The organism is Rhizobium terricola, from assembly GCF_012927355.1.
Taxonomy (GTDB): domain Bacteria; phylum Pseudomonadota; class Alphaproteobacteria; order Rhizobiales; family Rhizobiaceae; genus Allorhizobium; species Allorhizobium terricola.
The window spans coordinates 1,349,378-1,366,838 of sequence record NZ_JABBGK010000001.1; the positions used below are offsets into that span (position 1 = coordinate 1,349,378).

General features: G+C 62.8%; 18 protein-coding genes. 5 read left to right on the forward strand and 13 right to left on the reverse strand.

Features of this window, described 5'->3' with window-relative positions:
* Positions 1-2: 2 nt before the first annotated feature.
* The 12 genes from lpxA to HHL25_RS06450 all read right to left on the reverse strand — a co-directional run bounded on the left by lpxA (position 3) and on the right by HHL25_RS06450 (position 12,170).
* On the reverse strand, positions 3-818 hold the full coding sequence (lpxA, locus tag HHL25_RS06395; protein ID WP_169588333.1) for an acyl-ACP--UDP-N-acetylglucosamine O-acyltransferase: 816 nt from the start codon (positions 816-818) through the stop codon (positions 3-5).
* Positions 815-1,282 (reverse strand): 3-hydroxyacyl-ACP dehydratase FabZ, encoded by a 468-nt coding sequence (gene fabZ, locus HHL25_RS06400; protein WP_169588335.1) that lies wholly within the window; start codon positions 1,280-1,282, stop codon positions 815-817. The genes lpxA and fabZ overlap by 4 nt, the downstream gene beginning before the upstream one ends.
* On the reverse strand, positions 1,275-2,336 hold the full coding sequence (lpxD, locus tag HHL25_RS06405) for a UDP-3-O-(3-hydroxymyristoyl)glucosamine N-acyltransferase (protein ID WP_169588337.1): 1,062 nt from the start codon (positions 2,334-2,336) through the stop codon (positions 1,275-1,277). Before lpxD ends, fabZ begins: the two co-directional genes overlap by 8 nt.
* Before the next feature lie 50 nt (positions 2,337-2,386).
* A complete protein-coding gene (gene bamA, locus HHL25_RS06410) occupies positions 2,387-4,741 on the reverse strand; it encodes an outer membrane protein assembly factor BamA (protein WP_169588339.1) in 2,355 nt (784 codons plus the stop codon).
* Positions 4,742-4,933: 192 nt separating this feature from the next.
* The gene (rseP, locus tag HHL25_RS06415) at positions 4,934-6,067 is read right to left on the reverse strand and encodes an RIP metalloprotease RseP (RefSeq protein WP_169588341.1); all 1,134 of its coding nucleotides are present in this window, start codon (positions 6,065-6,067) and stop codon (positions 4,934-4,936) included.
* A 32-nt stretch (positions 6,068-6,099) separates the two neighbouring features.
* Entirely contained in the window at positions 6,100-6,933 is an 834-nt protein-coding gene (locus HHL25_RS06420) for a phosphatidate cytidylyltransferase (RefSeq protein WP_169588343.1), read from the reverse strand.
* Positions 6,934-6,942: 9 nt separating this feature from the next.
* Positions 6,943-7,689 (reverse strand): isoprenyl transferase, encoded by a 747-nt coding sequence (locus HHL25_RS06425; RefSeq protein ID WP_169588345.1) that lies wholly within the window; start codon positions 7,687-7,689, stop codon positions 6,943-6,945.
* 49 nt (positions 7,690-7,738) lie between these two features.
* Entirely contained in the window at positions 7,739-8,299 is a 561-nt protein-coding gene (gene frr / locus HHL25_RS06430; RefSeq protein ID WP_169588347.1) for a ribosome recycling factor, read from the reverse strand.
* A 52-nt stretch (positions 8,300-8,351) separates the two neighbouring features.
* Entirely contained in the window at positions 8,352-9,074 is a 723-nt protein-coding gene (pyrH, locus tag HHL25_RS06435; RefSeq protein ID WP_169588349.1) for a UMP kinase, read from the reverse strand.
* 103 nt (positions 9,075-9,177) lie between these two features.
* Complete coding sequence (tsf, locus tag HHL25_RS06440; RefSeq protein WP_169588351.1) at positions 9,178-10,104, reverse strand: translation elongation factor Ts; 927 nt, start codon at positions 10,102-10,104, stop codon at positions 9,178-9,180.
* 272 nt (positions 10,105-10,376) lie between these two features.
* Positions 10,377-11,144, reverse strand: coding sequence for a 30S ribosomal protein S2 (gene rpsB / locus HHL25_RS06445; RefSeq protein ID WP_169588353.1), 768 nt, complete (start codon positions 11,142-11,144; stop codon positions 10,377-10,379).
* A gap of 201 nt (positions 11,145-11,345) precedes the next feature.
* The gene (locus tag HHL25_RS06450) at positions 11,346-12,170 is read right to left on the reverse strand and encodes a cell envelope integrity EipB family protein (protein WP_169588355.1); all 825 of its coding nucleotides are present in this window, start codon (positions 12,168-12,170) and stop codon (positions 11,346-11,348) included.
* 119 nt (positions 12,171-12,289) lie between these two features.
* Here HHL25_RS06450 and HHL25_RS06455 point away from each other — a divergent pair, with 119 nt between their 5' ends.
* The 5 genes from HHL25_RS06455 to HHL25_RS06475 all read left to right on the forward strand — a co-directional run bounded on the left by HHL25_RS06455 (position 12,290) and on the right by HHL25_RS06475 (position 16,510).
* Positions 12,290-12,760, forward strand: a complete 471-nt coding sequence (locus HHL25_RS06455; protein ID WP_169588357.1) for a RidA family protein — start codon at positions 12,290-12,292, stop codon at positions 12,758-12,760.
* Positions 12,757-13,485, forward strand: a complete 729-nt coding sequence (locus tag HHL25_RS06460; protein ID WP_169588359.1) for a glycerophosphodiester phosphodiesterase — start codon at positions 12,757-12,759, stop codon at positions 13,483-13,485. Before HHL25_RS06455 ends, HHL25_RS06460 begins: the two co-directional genes overlap by 4 nt.
* Before the next feature lie 10 nt (positions 13,486-13,495).
* On the forward strand, positions 13,496-14,692 hold the full coding sequence (locus HHL25_RS06465) for a GNAT family N-acetyltransferase (RefSeq protein ID WP_169588361.1): 1,197 nt from the start codon (positions 13,496-13,498) through the stop codon (positions 14,690-14,692).
* A 59-nt stretch (positions 14,693-14,751) separates the two neighbouring features.
* A complete protein-coding gene (locus HHL25_RS06470) occupies positions 14,752-15,177 on the forward strand; it encodes an HIT family protein (protein ID WP_169588363.1) in 426 nt (141 codons plus the stop codon).
* Between the two features lie 103 nt (positions 15,178-15,280).
* Positions 15,281-16,510 carry an MFS transporter gene (locus HHL25_RS06475; RefSeq protein ID WP_205927728.1) on the forward strand — a complete coding sequence of 410 codons (1,230 nt, stop codon included), beginning with the start codon at positions 15,281-15,283 and terminating at the stop codon, positions 16,508-16,510.
* 7 nt (positions 16,511-16,517) lie between these two features.
* Here the strand turns inward: HHL25_RS06475 and HHL25_RS06480 are convergent, their stop codons facing one another.
* Positions 16,518-17,372: an urea carboxylase-associated family protein gene (locus HHL25_RS06480; RefSeq protein ID WP_169588367.1), complete on the reverse strand. Its 855-nt coding sequence runs from the start codon at positions 17,370-17,372 to the stop codon at positions 16,518-16,520.
* Positions 17,373-17,461: the final 89 nt, after the last annotated feature.

A 17,461-nucleotide genomic window follows, 5' to 3' on the forward strand; every position in this document is an offset into this window, starting at 1 on the left:
GGTCAGCTCTTGCCACGGAACGGCGAAGACAGCGCGCGGTCGCTTTCGGCCGCGATGAAATCGAGAATTTCCATGACCTGCGGGCAGTCCAGATACTCATCGCGGATGGCCGCGGCGTTTACACGCGCCGAAGCCTCGCCCTCGAAGATCTGCTTGAAGGCGCGGCGAACCTGATGGATCACGGAGCGCTCGATGCCCGCGCGGGTCATGCCGACGACATTCAGGCCACCCAGCACGCCCGGATTGCCGTTGAGCATGCCGTAAGGAATGACGTCATAGCTCACGGCGGACAGACCACCGATGAAGGCCTGACGCCCGATGCGGGTGAACTGGTGCACCGCGCAGCCGCCACTCAGGATGACGTGATCGCCTACCCGCACATGGCCGGCCAGCATCACATTGTTGGACAGGATGATGTTGTTGCCGAGAATGCAGTCGTGCGCCACATGCGAATTGGCGAGGAATAGGCAGTTGTCGCCGACACGCGTGATGCCGCCACCGCCGACGGTGCCGCAATTCATCGTCACGCCTTCGCGAATGGTGCAGTTCGCACCAACCACGAGGCAGGACTCCTCGCCCGCCTCATGAAGGCTCTGCGAGACGCCGCCGATCACCGCCATGGGATGGATCTTGGTGCCGGGGCCGATCTCGGTGAGACCGGTGACCACCGCATTCGACAGGAGCTCGACACCGTCCTTCAACGTGACACGGGGTCCGACTCGGCAAAACGGTCCAATGCTGACGTTCTCACCGATCACCGCGCCGTCATCGATGACGGCCATGGGATGGATCACGGCAGAAGCGGCGATCTTGCTCATTTGTCTTCCTTGCGCATGATCATCGCGCCGATGTCGGCCTCGGCGACGAGCGAACCGTCGACCTTGGCATCGCAATGGAACTTCCAGATGTTGCCGCGCTGCTTCTGCTTGACAACGTGATACTCGACACGGTCGCCGGGAACGACCGGCTTGCGGAAGCGGGCGTTGTCGATCGTCATGAAGTAGACGAGATTGCCGCCCTGCCCCTGGTTGCGGGCGCAGATGGCGCCAGCGGTCTGGGCCATGCCTTCGATCAGCAAGACGCCCGGCATGATCGGTGACTCCGGGAAATGACCGGTGAAATGCGGCTCGTTGGCCGTGCAGTTCTTGATGCCGATCGCGGAATTGTCGCCATCGATCTCGATGATCCGGTCCACCAGAAGGAACGGATAACGATGCGGCAGGAACTTCATGATTTCGAGAATATCGGCTGATCCCAGCTCACTCTTGACCTGATCAGTCATTCTTTCCACCCTTCTGCTTGCGGCTCTCCGACTGGCTCAGCGCGGCCGCGACATCTTTGAGGAAGTCCTTCATCGGACGGGCAGGAACGCCGCCGTAACGCTCGCCCGGCGGGACGTCCGACAGAACGCCGCTCATGGCGGCAATCTGGGCGCCGTCGCCAATCGTGATGTGACCATTCACCCCGACCGCGCCGCCGATCATGACGCCGTCACCGACCTTGGTGCTTCCGGCGATGCCGACCTGGCTGACGATGCCACAATGGCGGCCGATCCGCACGTTGTGTCCGATCTGGACCAGGTTGTCGATCTTCGTGCCCTCGCCGATGACCGTGTCGTCCATGGTGCCGCGGTCGATCGTGGTGTTTGCGCCGATCTCCACATGGTCCTGGATGATGACACGCCCGATCTGAACGATCTTCAGCATGCCGCGCGAGCCCGGCGCATAGCCGAAGCCGTCCTGGCCGATGCGGGCACCGTTGTGAATGATGACATTGTTGCCGACGAGCGCCGACTGCAGGGTCGCGCCGGCGGAAATGGTGCAGCCACGTCCGATCCTGACGCCCTCGCCGATCACCGCCCCCGCGCAGATCCGGCTTCCCTCGCCGATCTCGACGCCTGCGCCGATCACGGCCATCGGCTCGACCAGCACGCCCGCCTCGAGCCGCGCCGTCGGATCGACATAGGCGGCCGGAGAAACGCCAGACAGAGTGGGCGAAACCGAGACAGGCTGCATCGCCTTTGGAAACAGGATCTGCCCGGCAAGGGCAAACGCAGTCGCGGGCGACGCCGCCAGCAGGACCGGGATATGATCAGGGATGAGGGATTTCAGGGCCTTGTCGCAAACGATGGCGGAAGCCTCGCAGGTCTTCAGCTCGTCCTTGCTCCGCCGGGACAGGATATAGCAGATCTCGCCCTGCTTGGCCCGGTAGACCGGCGCGACCGAGCGGATAACCCGCTCGCCCGCGCTCGCATCCAGAAGTTCCGCCCCGATTTGCGCCGCAAGCGACGCTAAGGAGACCCCGTCACGGGGCGGAAAGAAGTGGTTATGCTCCATCAGCCAAAGCTCCAGAACGTGACTAAACGAGCAGCTCTGGACTGCAGATCTTAGAACTGGTTCGCCATGCTGAAGCGGAAGTTCTGAACTTCGTCATACGATTCCTTGGCAACCGGAACAGCATAGTCGAAGCGCAGCGGACCGAACGGCGACAGCCAGACGATGCCGGCACCAACCGACGAACGCCAGGTCATGTCGGTTCCGAGAGCACCCGCGCTGTTGGCAACTTCGTTACCGTAGAGCGTGCCGGCGTCGGCAAAGACCGCACCGCGGATGTTGAGATCCTGCGGGAAGAGCGGCAGCGGGAAGCTGGCTTCCGCGGAAACCGTCATGTAGGTCGTGCCGCCGAGCGGATCGCCGTTCAGGCGCGGACCGATACCGTTGGTGTCGAAGCCGCGAAGCTCCTTGCCGCCGATCTGGAACTGGTCGAAGACGTTGAGCGAGTCACCCGTCGAGACGACGTGACCGGCGCTGGCCGCGACCGAACCAATGATGTCCATTTCATCCGACAGGGTGTGGAAGTAACGGAACTTGCCATACACCTTGTAGAACTCGGAATCGCCGCCGATGCCGGCATATTCCTGGGTGAAGGAAGCATAGATGCCGTCACGCGGCATCGTGCGATCGTCCAGCGTGTTGTAAACCAGCGAATGACCAATGATCGACTGCTTCCACGGGCTGCCGCTGATCATGTCGATATACGGCTGGGAAAGCGTGTCGTCGCCACCACCGGCAACACCATTGGCACCAAAGGCACCATCGTCGGTGTACTTCAGTTCCTTGTAGGTGTAGCGAACGGTCGTCGCCAGATCCTCGGTGATCGGCGCCGTAAAGCGGAGCGTGCCGCCCTGTTCCTCATAGTCGTAATCGCTGTTGCTGCTGGTCTGGTTCTTGAACAGATCGAAACCGGCGGCAATGCGGTAACCGAGGAAATACGGCTCCGTGAAGGAGAAGTTATAGGTGCGGCTGTCTTCCAGGCCGCCACCGGCAGCAACACGGATGAACTGGCCGCGACCGAGGAAGTTCTTTTCTTCGACCGAAGCTTCGACGACGAGGCCGTCGCCACCAACCGAGTAGCCGGCACCGATACCGAACGAACCGGTCGGCTGATCCTCGACATCGACGATCAGGACGACGCGGTCGGACGCACTGCCCGGCGCAGTCGAGATGTTGACCGTGGTAAAGTAGCCCAGAGCCTCAAGACGACGCTTGGCGCGCGAGACGACTTCCTGGTTGAAGGCATCGCCTTCGGAAATGTCGAATTCGCGGCGAATGACGTAGTCGCGCGTACGGGTGTTGCCGCGGATCTCAATGCGCTCGACATAGGCGCGCTCGCCCTGGTCGACCAGATAGGTCACGCCGATCGTGTTGTTTTCGAAGTTGCGGTCGCCGCGCGGGACGACGCGGGCGAAGGGATAGCCACCCGACGAAACGCGGCGGGAAATCGCTTCCATCGACTTCTGCACGTCACGAGCGCTGTAGGTATTGCCGGTACGGGATTCGAGCAGACGCTCAAGTTCCTTGCCATCGATACCTTCGACGGTCGATTCAACGGAAACGGCGCCGAACTTGTAGCGCTCGCCTTCGTCAACCGTGATGTTGATGGTGTATTCATTGCCGGCGTCGTTCATCGCAACATCAGAAGAGACGATGCGGAAGTCGGCGTAGCCGTGATTGTAGTAGAACTGGCGCAGCGCTTCTTCGTCAGCGCGCAGCTTGTCCTCGTTGTAGACGTCCTTGCGGGTCAGGAACGACAGCATGTTCGAACGCTTCGTCTGGATGACGGCGGCCAGGCGGCTGTCGCTGTAGGCGTTGTTACCGACGAAATTGATCTGGTCGATCTTCGTGCGCTCGCCTTCGTTGATGACGAAAGCGAGGTTGACGCGGCCTTCGGCGACCGGAACGACCTGCGTCGTGACTTCGACGTCGCTGCGACCGATGGCAGCATAGGCTTCCTTGATGCGCTCGATATCGGCTGCAACAAGGCTCTCGCTGTACGGACCCATGGCCTGGGTCTGCACGGCGCCGACGAGCTTGTCGTCCTTGATCTTGCGGTTGCCGTTGAAGACAACCTGGTTCACGAGCTGGTTTTCCGAAACGCTGACGACCAGCGTACCGCCCGAAACGGAGATACGGACATCCGAGAAGAAGCCGGTCGCGTAAAGACGCTTGACCGATTCATCGATGTCGGCATTGGAGAAGCTCTGGCCGGGCTTGATGGTGATGTTGGAGCGAACCGCCTCAACACCCACACGCTGGGCACCGCGAACGTCGATGCGTTGGATCACAGCAGCTTCGGCGACTGCGGCCGATGCGAGAACAGCAACGCCTGCGCCCGAAGAAACAACACCAGCAGACAGCGCGACCGCCGACACCGCGTTCAAAAATCTTGAACCAGCCTTCATGTGTATTCTCAACCTTCTTCCATTGCCCCGCAGTCGTCCCCGACTCCGACCCGTGTGTGGTTTTAACGGGTTTTACCCTACAAGCAAGGGCGGACGTTAATTTCTATTTACTTCATTTGCAGGAGTGGCCCAATCGCCACTATGAGTTTGAAACATCGTAAACAAATCCTTCCCAGATTATCAACCCGGGGCTCAACCTATTAACCGGCTGATGTCGTTCCATGTAGCGAACACCATCAGCGAAAGGATCATGGCGAGCCCGATCCGGAAAGCGATCTCCTGCGCGGTCTGCCCGACCGGCTTCCCACGCACTGCCTCAAGCGCGTAGAGGACCAGATGGCCGCCGTCAAGGACCGGAACTGGCATCAAATTGAGAAGCCCCAGGGAAACGGAGAGAACGGCCGCAAGATTGAGGAGCGCCACAACGCCGAGCGTCGCCATCTGGCCTGAGGCCTGCACCACGCGGACGGGCCCGCCCAGCTGGTCGGCATTCATCCGGCCGGCCACCATGTTCGACAGATAGTCAAAGGTCCCGGTGACGATATGCCAGGTCTGGCGTGCTCCCTCGCCTACCGCCTGGAGCGGCGTCAGCTCGACGATGCGGAAATTGCCGCTCTGCTGGTTGGTCACGATGCCGATCTGGCCGACTTCCATCTCGTTGCCAAAACGGTCGGTGGTGACCACACGGCGCGGCACCATGTCGAGGCCGATTTCGCTGCCCTCGCGGCGCACGGTGACGACGACCGGGATTTCCGGCCGCATGCTGATGTAACGCACCACGTCATCGAAGGTCTCGACCCGCGAGCCATCGAGCGCGACGAGCACGTCGCCCGCCCGAACGCCGGCAACTTCGGCGGCGCTTCCGGCTTTGACCTCGGAGACGACCGGATCGGCAACCGGCTTGCCCTGCGTACCGAACAGCACGGCGAAGATGACGATGGCGAGCAGGAAGTTCGCGATCGGTCCGGCTGCCACGGTGACGGCGCGCTTCCACAGCTTGGCGCCGGCGAGCGTCTGCGCCCGTTCGGCCAGCGACAGCTCGGCAAGCTCATTGCCGTCGGCCAGGCTCGAGGCATCGGCATCGCCGAAGAAGCGGACATAGCCACCGAGCGGGATCGCCGAAATCTTCCAGCGCGTACCATGGGCATCGGTGAAGCCGATCAACTCGGGGCCGAAGCCGACGGAAAAAGCAAGCACGCGGATCCCCGACAGCCGGCCGGCGAGATAGTGGCCGAGCTCATGCACGAAGACGAGCAGCGAAAGCACCACCACGTAAGGCAGGATGTAGCCGGCCAGAAATCCGAAGAAGGCGGTCACGTGTTCCATCGTCCGATCCTATAGAGGGGCGCCAGGCGGTCCTAGAAACCGAAAAGGAAGGCGCCGAGAGAGTCGACAGCCCCCATGCCGACGGCGGAGAAACCTACCGCAAGAAAGAATGCGGCGAAACAGGCAAATACCAGTGCATCGACACGGTCCATCACCCCACCATGGCCGGGGATCAGATGGCTGGAATCCTTGACGCCGAAACGGCGCTTGATGAAGGATTCGAACAGGTCACCGATCTGGCCCGCGACCGAAAGGAAGAAGGCAACGAACGGAACCCAGAGGTCGACCGTCTGAAAATAGCACAGCGACACGCCGACACCGCCCAGCACACCGGCGATCGTCCCGCCGATCGCTCCGGACCAGGTCTTGCCGGGCGAGATGCGCGGTGCGAGCTTCGGCCCGCCGATCGCGCGGCCGACGAAATAAGCGAGGATGTCCGTCGCCCACACAACTGCGAAGACGAACAGCATGGCGGCAAAGCCGAGCTGGTCCTCGCCCCGGATGGCAGAAAGAGAAATGGCGCTGAGCCCCGAATAGAAAATGCCGCTCGGCTGCCACCAGCTCCAGCGCCCGGCGAGCGCCGGGAGTACCGCAGTCAGCACCAGACCGGCGAAGAGCGGAACCGTCATGTCCGGCGAACCGAACAGCAGGTTGGCGACGATCGCCACCATCGAGACCCACCCGAAGGCATGACCGCGGATGCTCTTTTCGGCCAGCCGCGTCATCGTCGACCACTCGTAATAGACGAGCAGGCCGATGCCGCCGGCAAGGATGCGGAAGGCCATGCCACCGAGCCAGGTCGCCACCAGGACGACAGCGACCATGACGATGGCGGAATAGATGCGAAGCGTAAGTTCCCGGCTCATGATCCCGCCTTAAGCGCCGTTCGCCGCGGCCTTGGCGGACGACAGGCCGCCAAAACGCCGATCTCGCGCACGGAAGCGCTCGAGGGCCGCAAAGAAGACGTCACGGCTGAAATCCGGCCACAGGTCCGGCACGAACATCAGTTCGGAATAGGCTGCCTGCCAGAGCAGGAAATTGGACAGCCGCTCCTCCCCGCTGGTGCGGATGATCAGGTCCGGGTCCGGCATTCCGGCCGTGTCGAGGCGGTCGTTCAGTCTTTGGGCATCGATGTCGGACGGCTGCAGACGGCCGGCCGCGACATCGGCGGCGAGGCTCGCCGCCGCGCGGGCGATCTCGTCCCGCGCACCATAGTTGAAGGCGATGACAACCGTCAGCGACGTATTGTTGCGGGTGGTCTCTTCCGCTTCCTCCAGAAGGGAGCGGATGTCGTCGCGCAGGCTCGCGCGATCGCCAATGATGCGGATGCGCACATTCTCGCGGTGCAATTCCGCGAGGTCCCGGCGGATGAAGGACTTGAGCAGGCCGAAGAGATCGTTGATCTCGGCTTCCGGACGCCGCCAGTTTTCCGAGGAAAAGGCGAACAGCGTCAGGTAGCCGATGCCGGCCTCCGCGGCAGCACGCACCGTTTCGCGCACCGCCTCGACGCCCTTGCGGTGACCGAAGGTTCGCGGCAGGCCCCGCGCATTCGCCCAGCGACCATTGCCATCCATGATGATCGCAACATGCTCGGGTACGGCGCGGTTTTCAGCTGTCGACATATTCGGTCCGGTTCAAAGCGTCATCGGCGGGCAAAACGAAACGCGCGTCTTATACCTGCATGATTTCCTTTTCCTTCTCGACGAGCAAGCGGTCGACATCGGAAATCGTGTCATCGGTCATCTTTTGCACCTTGTCGGACGTCGCGCGACTGATGTCCTGACCGATTACGCCATCCTTCTCGGCCTTTTTAAGGCCGTCCATGCCGTCGCGGCGAACGTGGCGAATCGCGACCTTCGCCTTCTCCGCATATTCGTGGGCAATCTTGACCAGCGACCTGCGGCGTTCCTCGTTCAATTCGGGAAGCGGGATGCGCAGATTCTGCCCGTCGATGATCGGGTTAAGGCCGAGATTTGCCTCGCGAATGGCGCGGTCGACGGCATTGACCATCGACTTGTCCCAGACGGAAATACCGAGCATGCGGGGCTCGGGCACCGTGACGTTGGCGACCTGGTTCAGCGGCATGCGCGAACCATAGGCTTCGACCGTCACCGGGTCGAGAATGTTGGCCGATGCACGACCGGTGCGCAGCGACGCGATGTCGTGCTTGAACGCGTTGATCGCGCCGTCCATGCGGCGCTTGAGATCGTTGAGGTCGATACCTTCGCTCATGATGAACTCCCTTTGATCCGGACTGGCGGCGGAATGTCTAGGCCGCTTGTCCTCAATTGTCACTGACGATGGTCATGCGGCCACCGCCTGAAAGAATTTCGCAGAACCCGCCCTTCTCGTGGATCGAGAAGACGATGATCGGGATGGAATTTTCGCGCGCCAGTGCGACCGCGGCGACGTCCATGACGGCCAGGCCCTTTTCCAGAACCTCGCCATGGGTCAGGCGGTCGAAGCGCGTCGCGGTCGGATCCTTCTTCGGATCGGCCGAATAGATACCGTCGACCTGGGTGCCCTTGAAGATTGCCTCGGCGCCGATTTCGGCTGCGCGGAGCGCCGCGGCGGAATCGGTGGTGAAGAACGGATTGCCGGTGCCGCCGGCAAAGATCACGACCCGGCCCTGCCCGAGATGATGCAAGGTGGCGCGCTGCGAGAAGCTCTCGCAGATTTCCGGCATGGCGATCGCCGACAGGACGACCGTGTCGATGTCGAGCTTGCGCAGCGAGGTTGCGAGCGCCAGAGCGTTGATGACGGTCGCCAGCATGCCCATGTGGTCGCCGGTCACCCGGTCGCCGCCCTTGGAGGCGACAGCCACGCCGCGGAAGATGTTGCCGCCACCGACCACGACGCCGACTTCGACGCCCATCGCCCGCGCTTCGGCGATGTCGGAGGCAATCCGGTCGGCGACGGCGACGTCGATGCCGAAGCCCTGGCTGCCCATCAGGGCTTCGCCGGATGCTTTGAGAAGGACGCGCTTGTAGATGGGCTTGGAAGTCATGCTTTTTCCTCGGGATATGTCTGAAGCCGGATACACGAAGGGCATCGCGTTGTCACGCGATGCCCCGATTTTTCCCTAACAAGTCCGTGGACCGGAAAGGCGATCAGCCCTTGGCGGCAGCAGCGACTTCGGCAGCGAAATCGCTCTCTTCCTTCTCGATGCCTTCGCCGAGCAGGAGGCGTGCCATGCCGGTGACTTCGATCGGTGCGCCGGCTTCCTTTTCGGCAGCCTTGACAGCGTCGCCGACAGTCTGGTCCGGGTTGATGACGAAGGCCTGGCTCAGCAGGGCGACTTCCTCGAAGAACTTGCGCATGCGGCCTTCGACCATCTTTTCGATGATGGCGTCCGGCTTGCCGGAAGCGCGCGACTGCTCGATGAAGACGTTGCGTTCGCGTTCGGCGACGGCAGCGTCGACTTCTTCGGCGCGGATCGCGAGCGGGTTGGTCGCTGCGATGTGCATGGCGACCTGGCGGCCGATTGCCGAGAGCACGTCCTTGTTGCCGGTCGACTTCAGCGCGACGAGAACGCCGAGCTTGCCGAGACCGTCAGCAACACCGTTGTGGATGTAGGTGGCGACGACGCCGTCCTCGACCGACAGCAGCGATGCCCGGCGGAGCGTCATGTTCTCGCCGATGTGGGCGATCGCGTCCTTGATGGTGTCGGAAACCGGCTTGCCGGAAGCCGGATAGGTGGCGGCAGCGATGGCATCGACCGAGCCGTCGGTGGTGAGGGCAACCGAAGCAACGCCGCGGACGAGTTCCTGGAAGGCGTCGTTACGGGCAACGAAGTCGGTTTCCGAGTTGACTTCGACGACGACAGCCTTGGTGCCGGCGCTGGCAATGCCGATCAGGCCTTCGGCGGCGGTGCGGCCCGACTTCTTGTCGGCCTTGGCGATGCCCTTGGCGCGCAGCCAGTCGATCGCGGCTTCGATGTCACCGTTGTTCTCGGTGAGCGCCTTCTTGCAATCCATCATGCCTGCGCCGGACTTCTCGCGCAGTTCCTTAACCAGTGCTGCAGTGATTTCAGCCATTGTGTGCCTCTTGTCGGTTCAATCGGTGCGCCAGCCTGATGCAACTGAGTGCGGCCTGCGCCCTGTTTTGGGGGACGAAATGTACCCGGAAATGTGACAGCGTGATGAAGCAGTGCCATCACGGAAACGGTCGGCCCGCTTTGCAGCTCGCCGCGCGGATGCGCAGGCAGATCTTCAAAGGGGCAAGGCCGCCAGAAAGCGCGTGGCTTCCGGGCGGCCGATCCCAATCGGGAAACACCGGCAGGACCTTACGATCCCGCCGGGCGGCGCCATCAGGCGCCGGCTTCTTCTTCGAGAGCCGGCTCGATCGGAGCTTCGGCGGAAGCGCCGAGATCACGACCGGAAGCACCCTGCTGGCGCGCGATGCCGTCGATGGCAGCGCGGGCGATCAGGTCGCAGTAGAGCGAAATTGCGCGCGAAGCGTCGTCGTTACCCGGGATCGGGTAGTCGATGAGGTCCGGATCGCAGTTCGAGTCGATGATCGCGACGACCGGGATGCCGAGGCGCTTGGCTTCGTCGATCGCGATCTTTTCCTTGTTGGTGTCGATGATGAACATCAGGTCCGGGGTACCGCCCATGTCACGGATACCGCCGAGAGCCTTGTCCAGCTTTTCGCGTTCGCGCTCGAGGTTCAGGCGTTCCTTCTTCGAATAGCCCTGGGCTTCCGAGTTCAGGATCTCGTCGAGCTTGCGCAGGCGAGCGATCGAGTTCGAGATGGTCTTCCAGTTGGTCATCATGCCGCCGAGCCAGCGGGAGTTGACGTAGTACTGGGCCGAACGCTTGGCCGAATCAGCGATCAGTTCAGACGCCTGGCGCTTGGTGCCGACGAACAGAACGCGGCCACCACGTGCGACGGTGTCGGACACGACCTGAAGGGCGCGCGACAGCATCGGAACGGTCTGGGCCAGGTCGATGATGTGGATGTTGTTACGATCGCCGAAGATGTACGGCTTCATCTTCGGGTTCCAGCGGTGAGTCTGGTGGCCGAAGTGGACGCCTGCTTCGAGGAGCTGGCGCATAGAGAAATCGGGCAATGCCATGCCTTGTTATCCTTTCCGGTTGAACCCCCGCGAGACAAACAGCACCTCTTTCGAGGATGCCACCGGCGGAACCGGCCGGATTTCTCCCGGTCGCTCCCAAGCCTCGCGTGTGGAATGGTGCTGGCCTTATAGCGACTTCCTGAGGAAATCAAGGGCATTTGCCGGAAAAGGGCGATTTCTCGCCCTGCCCGCCCGATGGCGTTACCGGCAGTCGCCGGTGCCGAGTACTTCGAGCTTCGTCAGCTTGCCGCTCAGGACGAAGTCACCGTAGTCGAGCGTCAGGTCGCGGGTGATGCCGTTCTCGTAGAGCTTGAACGACTGCGTGTAGATCGGCAGCAGGTCGCCGGCGGCCTTTTCGTCATAATAGGCGATCGAGACCGGCCAATAGGACGCGCCGGCCATCGCACCGGCGGACTTATCCTCGGCGTCGGTGCCGGTGGACTTGCGCGACGGGCCCACGAAGGTGGTTGTCAGATAGCTCTTGTCACCATCTTCCGACCCGTCGAAGATACGCGCCTCGAAGAACTTCTTGCCCTTGCGGGCGTTCTCGATCACCTCGAGCATGTGTTCCGCCGGAAAGCGGCTGTCGGCGATCTCGACGGCGCGCGGCGCCGGCGCCTTGATCTCGACCTTGACCTTGCCGTTTTCGTCGGCCGCAGCCCCGCTCACGTCCTTGTCCATCTGGTCGTCGGTGAAGGACTTGGTCTCGAAGCGGAACTTGCCGCTCGCCAGATCTTCGAAGGTCATGCTCTGCTGGTCGGTGACGCGGATCTGCTCGCCGGTGTCGATGCGGGTGACGAAGCGGAAATTCGTCGTATAGCCCGCACATTGCGAACCGTTGAACTCGTAGACCATGCGGCCGCGCATGCCCTCGATGCCGGACCGTTCCGATGCCTGCTTCAACTGGATGTCGTAGACCGCACGGTGCGGCACCAGCCCTCCGGCCGCCGCGGCGTTGGCGATCGCTGCGGTCGTCAAGGACGCCCCGGCTGCGAAAACGACCACGGCCAGACTGGAACGAAACATCGACATTCTCCTGTTGCACGGAACCGCGATGTTATAAGAACAGATCCGGCAAAAGCGAGACAAGCTTTTCGCCGACACGAGATTCTCTCAACTATTTTTTGCAGACCTGGGAAACACACATGTCCGATACGATCGACAGCCGCCTGCAGGCGATGGGAATCACCCTGCCCGAGGCCGCCGCCCCCGCCGCCAACTATGTCCCCTATGTCATCAGTGGCAACCTGCTCTATCTCTCGGGCCAGCTGCCGATCGAAGGCGGCAAGGTCGCCGTCACCGGGCTGGTTGGCAGCGACGTCCAGCTCGCCGACGCCCAGCGCGCCGCCGAACTCTGCGCCATCAACATTCTCGCCCAGGCCAAGTCCGCCCTCGCCGGCGACCTTTCGCGGATCGTGCGCGTCATCAAGCTCAACGGCTTCGTCGCCTCGGCACCGGGTTTCGTCGAACAGCACCTCGTCATCAACGGCGCTTCGAACCTGATTGCCGGCGTGCTCGGCGAGGCCGGCAAGCATGCGCGCGCGGCGGTCGGCATGGCGGCCCTGCCGCTCAACGCTGCGGTGGAGATCGACGCGATCCTGGAGATCGCCCTGTGAGCGATGCCAGCTGGATCAAGGATCTGCCGGTCGCCCATCGCGGCTATCACGACATGAACAAGACGGTCTGGGAAAACACCCTCTCGGCCTTCCAGCGCGCGATCGACGCGGGTTTCGCCATCGAATGCGACATACAGCTTTCGGCCGACAGCGTGCCGATGGTGTTCCATGACCATGACCTGCAGCGCCTCTGCGGCATCGCCGGAGAGGTTCGCGAGCGCACCGCGGCCGAGCTTGGCCTGCTTTCGATCGGCGGCACGGCGGACAAGATCCCGACGCTCAAAAAGATGCTCGCCCTGGTGAAGGGACAGGTTCCGCTGGTGATCGAGCTGAAGGGCATCGACGCGGAGCAGGACGACGGTCTGGCAGAAGCCGTCCTCGAAGTCCTTGAAGGCTATCAGGGCAAGGTGGCGCTGATGAGTTTCGACTTCTGGCTGTTGCGGAACCTGAAGCAGCTTGGTTGCCCCTATCCGGTCGGACTGACCGCCGAGGGTGTCAAGCCGGAGCAGTTCTTCGCCCATGACGAAGCCATGCAGCTCGGCCTCGACTTCATCTCCTATTGCGTGCCGCATCTGCCCAACAGCTTCGTCTCGGCACAGCAGGCACGCGGCATTCCTGTGATTACCTGGACGGTCAGGGATGAAACCATGCGCGCGCATACCTATAATCATGCGGACCAGATGACCTTCGAGGGCTTCGACCCCCGCGAGGTCGCCATCGCCTGATTGGAGCCGCATGCCCGGAGATGTGACGATCCGGATCGAAAGATCCTTTTCCGCAATTGATCCCGGGCTGTGGACAAGGCTCGGCGGTGCCATGCGCGGCGCTGCCGGCTACAACCCGTTCTCATCGCATGCCTTCCTGTCCGCCCTCGAGGAATCGGGATCAGCCACCGCGGAGACCGGCTGGCTCGGACATCATCTCCTCCTTGAGGACGGTGCGGGACAGCTCATCGGCGCGGTTCCCTGCTATCTCAAGAGCCACAGCCGCGGCGAATACGTGTTCGACCAGGGCTGGGCGGATGCTTTCGAGCGGGCCGGCGGGCGATATTATCCGAAGCTGCAGAGCGCCTTTCCCTTCACCCCGGCGACCGGTCCGCGGCTGATGGTGGCCGCCGCTGGTAATCCCTCCGAGGTCCGGCCACTGCTTGCAGCGGGACTGCGCCAGGTGGCCGACGAGCTTGGCGTCTCCTCGGCGCACGCCACCTTCGTTCCGGAGGACGAATTGCCGGCCTTTTCCGCCTCCGACTACCTGCACCGTACCGACCAGCAGTTCCATTTCATCAACTCGGGATATGCCGACCACGAGGCTTTCCTCGAAACGCTCGCCTCGCGCAAGCGCAAGGCGCTTCGCAAGGAGCGGCGTTCAGCACTCGAGAACGGCATCACGATCGACTGGCTGACCGGCTCCGACCTGACCGAGGACGTCTGGGACCAGTTCTTCGCCTTCTACATGGACACCGGCAGCCGGAAATGGGGGAAACCCTATCTCACCCGGTCCTTCTATTCGCTGATCGGCGAGCGCATGGCGGATGACATCCTGCTCGTCATGGCCAAACGCGATGGCCGCTACATCGCCGGCGCCATCAACTTCATCGGCGCCGACGCCCTTTACGGGCGCCACTGGGGATGCATCGAAGACCATCCCTTCCTGCATTTCGAGGTCTGCTACCACCAGGCGATCGACTTCGCCCTGTCCAAGGGGCTGGCCCGTGTCGAGGCAGGCGCGCAGGGCGAACACAAGCTGGCCCGCGGCTACCTGCCGGTCACCACCCACTCGGTCCACTACATCGCCCATCCCGGCCTCAGGCGGGCCGTCGCCGACTATCTGGAGCACGAGCGTCGCGAGGTTGAACAGATCGGCGACTACCTTGCCGAGCACAGCCCGTTCCGCAAGGGGGAGCGGCAGGACCACGGCGAAAGCGACGAATAGCGCGCTTGCTCCCCGCGGCGCCGATGCCTTAACTACGGTTCAAACCGAGGAGATTCCCGATGACCAGCCCCGCCTATGATCCGAACAACATCTTCGCCAAGATCCTGAAGGGCGAGATCCCGTCGGTGAAGCTCTACGAAGATGACGACACACTCGCCTTCATGGACGTGATGCCACAGGCGACCGGTCATCTCCTGGTCATCCCCAAAGTCGGCTCACGCAACCTTCTCGACGCCGATCCGGCCGTGCTCGCCAAGGTGATCCCGGTGGTGCAGAAGCTTGCGGTAGCCGCCAAGGAAGCCTTCGACGCGGATGGCGTGTTCGTCGCCCAGTTCAACGAAGCGGCGGCGGGGCAGACGGTCTACCACCTGCATTTCCACGTCATTCCGCGCCACGAGGGCGTGCCCCTGAAGCCGCATTCCGGAAAGATGGAAGACATCGAGGTGCTGAAGGCCAACGCGGAAAAGATCAAGGCCGCGCTCTGAGGCGAACCCAAGGCGACGATTTACACGCGGCGCAGGTTCACGCATACTGATTGCACATTGCAATCGGCTCTCCGAGGAGCGGCCGAAGGCTCATGCGGGAGGAATGCGCGTGAACAGGCATTATGGCTGGGTCGTCGTTGCGGCCGGGGCTCTCATAACATGCGTTGCGATGGGCGCGATGTTCGCCCTGCCCGTCTATCTCCAGCCGATCGCCGCGGATACGGGCTGGAGCCGGGCCGGCATTTCGGCCAGCATGACGGCCGGTTTCGTCACAATGGGCGTCGCCGGTTTCGGTTGGGGCACGCTCAGCGACCGGATCGGTGCGATCCCTGTCCTGATCGTTGCGTCCGTCCTGCTCTGTTCCGGCCTTGTCATTGCCAGCCAGGCGACATCGCTTGGCGTATTCCAGTTCGCCTATGGAGGGTTGGTCGGGGCATCCGGCGGTGCTTTCTTTCCGCCGATCATGGCGGTGACCGTGGGGTGGTTCGACAAGCACCGCAGTCTGGCCGTCTCGCTCGTCACGGTCGGGGTCGGCGTCGCCCCCATGGTGGCAACGCCCTTCGCCAGCTATCTCACCGAACTCCATGGCTGGCGCACAGCCATGCTTTCGATCTCCATCGGCGCCCTTGTGCTGATGCTGCCGGCCTCGCTGCTCGTTCGTCGTGCACCTGCCTCTGCGGCACCGGAGACAGGAGAGACCGCCGGGGCCGAACCGTCATCGTCCTCGACGGGAACGCGCTTCGGCGTGCTGCGCACGCCGCAGTTCGCCGTGCTGGCGGGAACCTTCTTCCTCTGCTGTGCCGCCCATTCGGGGCCGATCTTCCACACGGTAAGCTACGCCGTCATCTGCGGCGCGACCCCGCTTGCGGCCGCGAGCATCTACAGCGTCGAGGGCGTGGCGGGGCTTTTCGGCCGCCTGCTCTTCGGCGTCGCCGCCGACAGGCTCGGCGTCCGGCTGGTCCTCGTCGCAGGCCTTCTTCTGCAGGCCGTCGGCATCTATACCTATGTCCATGTCCGGGAACTCACCGACTTCTACATGCTGGCCATGGCGCTCGGCATGGCCTATGGCGGTGTCATGCCTCTCTATGCCGTGCTCGCGCGTGACTATTTCGGCCCGCATGTCATGGGCACCGTCCTCGGAGCGGCGACGATGACCTCGTGCATCGGCATGGCCTTCGGTCCGGTCGGCGGAGGCTGGCTCTACGACACCTATGGCAGCTACCATTGGCTCTACATCGCCTCCGCGGCGGTCGGCCTCGCCGCTGCCGCCATGGCGCTTGCCTTCCCGCCTGCCGCCGGCAGAGAAGCTCCGCCGGCCGTGTCACCTGCCTGAGCGGTCGCTAGGCCGGGTTCACATAGGCATTCCGTTCCGGGAAGGGCCAGTCCTTCAGCGTGTCCATGTCCGGCTTGAAGATCTCCACCTTCAACGGATGGCAGACCGCCACGTCGCTCGAGTGCTTGGCGCTGCAATCACCGCCCGGGCAGGCCGAAAGGCCGCCGAGCAGGTCGATCTCGGCGAAGAACTCGATGAAGTCGCCGGGGCGGACCGGGCTCGCCTTCATGAAATACTGATGGGTGTCGGCGGTGAAGCCCGTGCACATGAAGACGTTCAGCACGTCATGGACGAAGGGCTCGGCCTCGGAGAAGCTCATGCCCTTTGCGCCGGCCAGCGCACGGGTGAGGTTGGAATGGCAGCAATGGTGATAGTCGCCACCCGACAGGAGACGGTTGGTGTAGGGATCGCAGCGGGTGCCGATGACGTCATGGACGCTACCACCGTATTCGTCGAAACCGTACCAGCCCAACGTATCATGGGTGATCGTCGCCATCGGCCGCAGATTGGGAAAGGTGCTCCACAGCCGATTGCCGGTCGTCACATGCGTTGCATGCAGCGCCCGGGTCTTGCCGGAATAGAAGCGCTCGGTGAGGTCGTCGGCGTTCCACAGGTTCAGATCGCCGACCTGCGGGCCGTCGATGCTCAGAATACGGAAGAAATGTCCCTTCGGCACCGAGAAGGTGGCGCCTTCGCGCGGAGGAACAATCACCTCGTCGACCTTGACGAGCGTCTCGCGAGCGCGGGCAAGCAGATCCATGTCCGGCACCGGCAGGGTTTCCACCGGATAGCAGACCACGGGTTTGACGGCTCGGCGTTCGGCGGCGTCGGCCGGGGCTGTGACGGTTTCTCTGGATGACATGGCGGATTCCTGTGGTCGTGTGGGGTTCAGTGAGCAGGTCGGTTGTAAGCGAGAGGCCGCAAGGCGGCACACGCGGGTCTCAGCCTCAA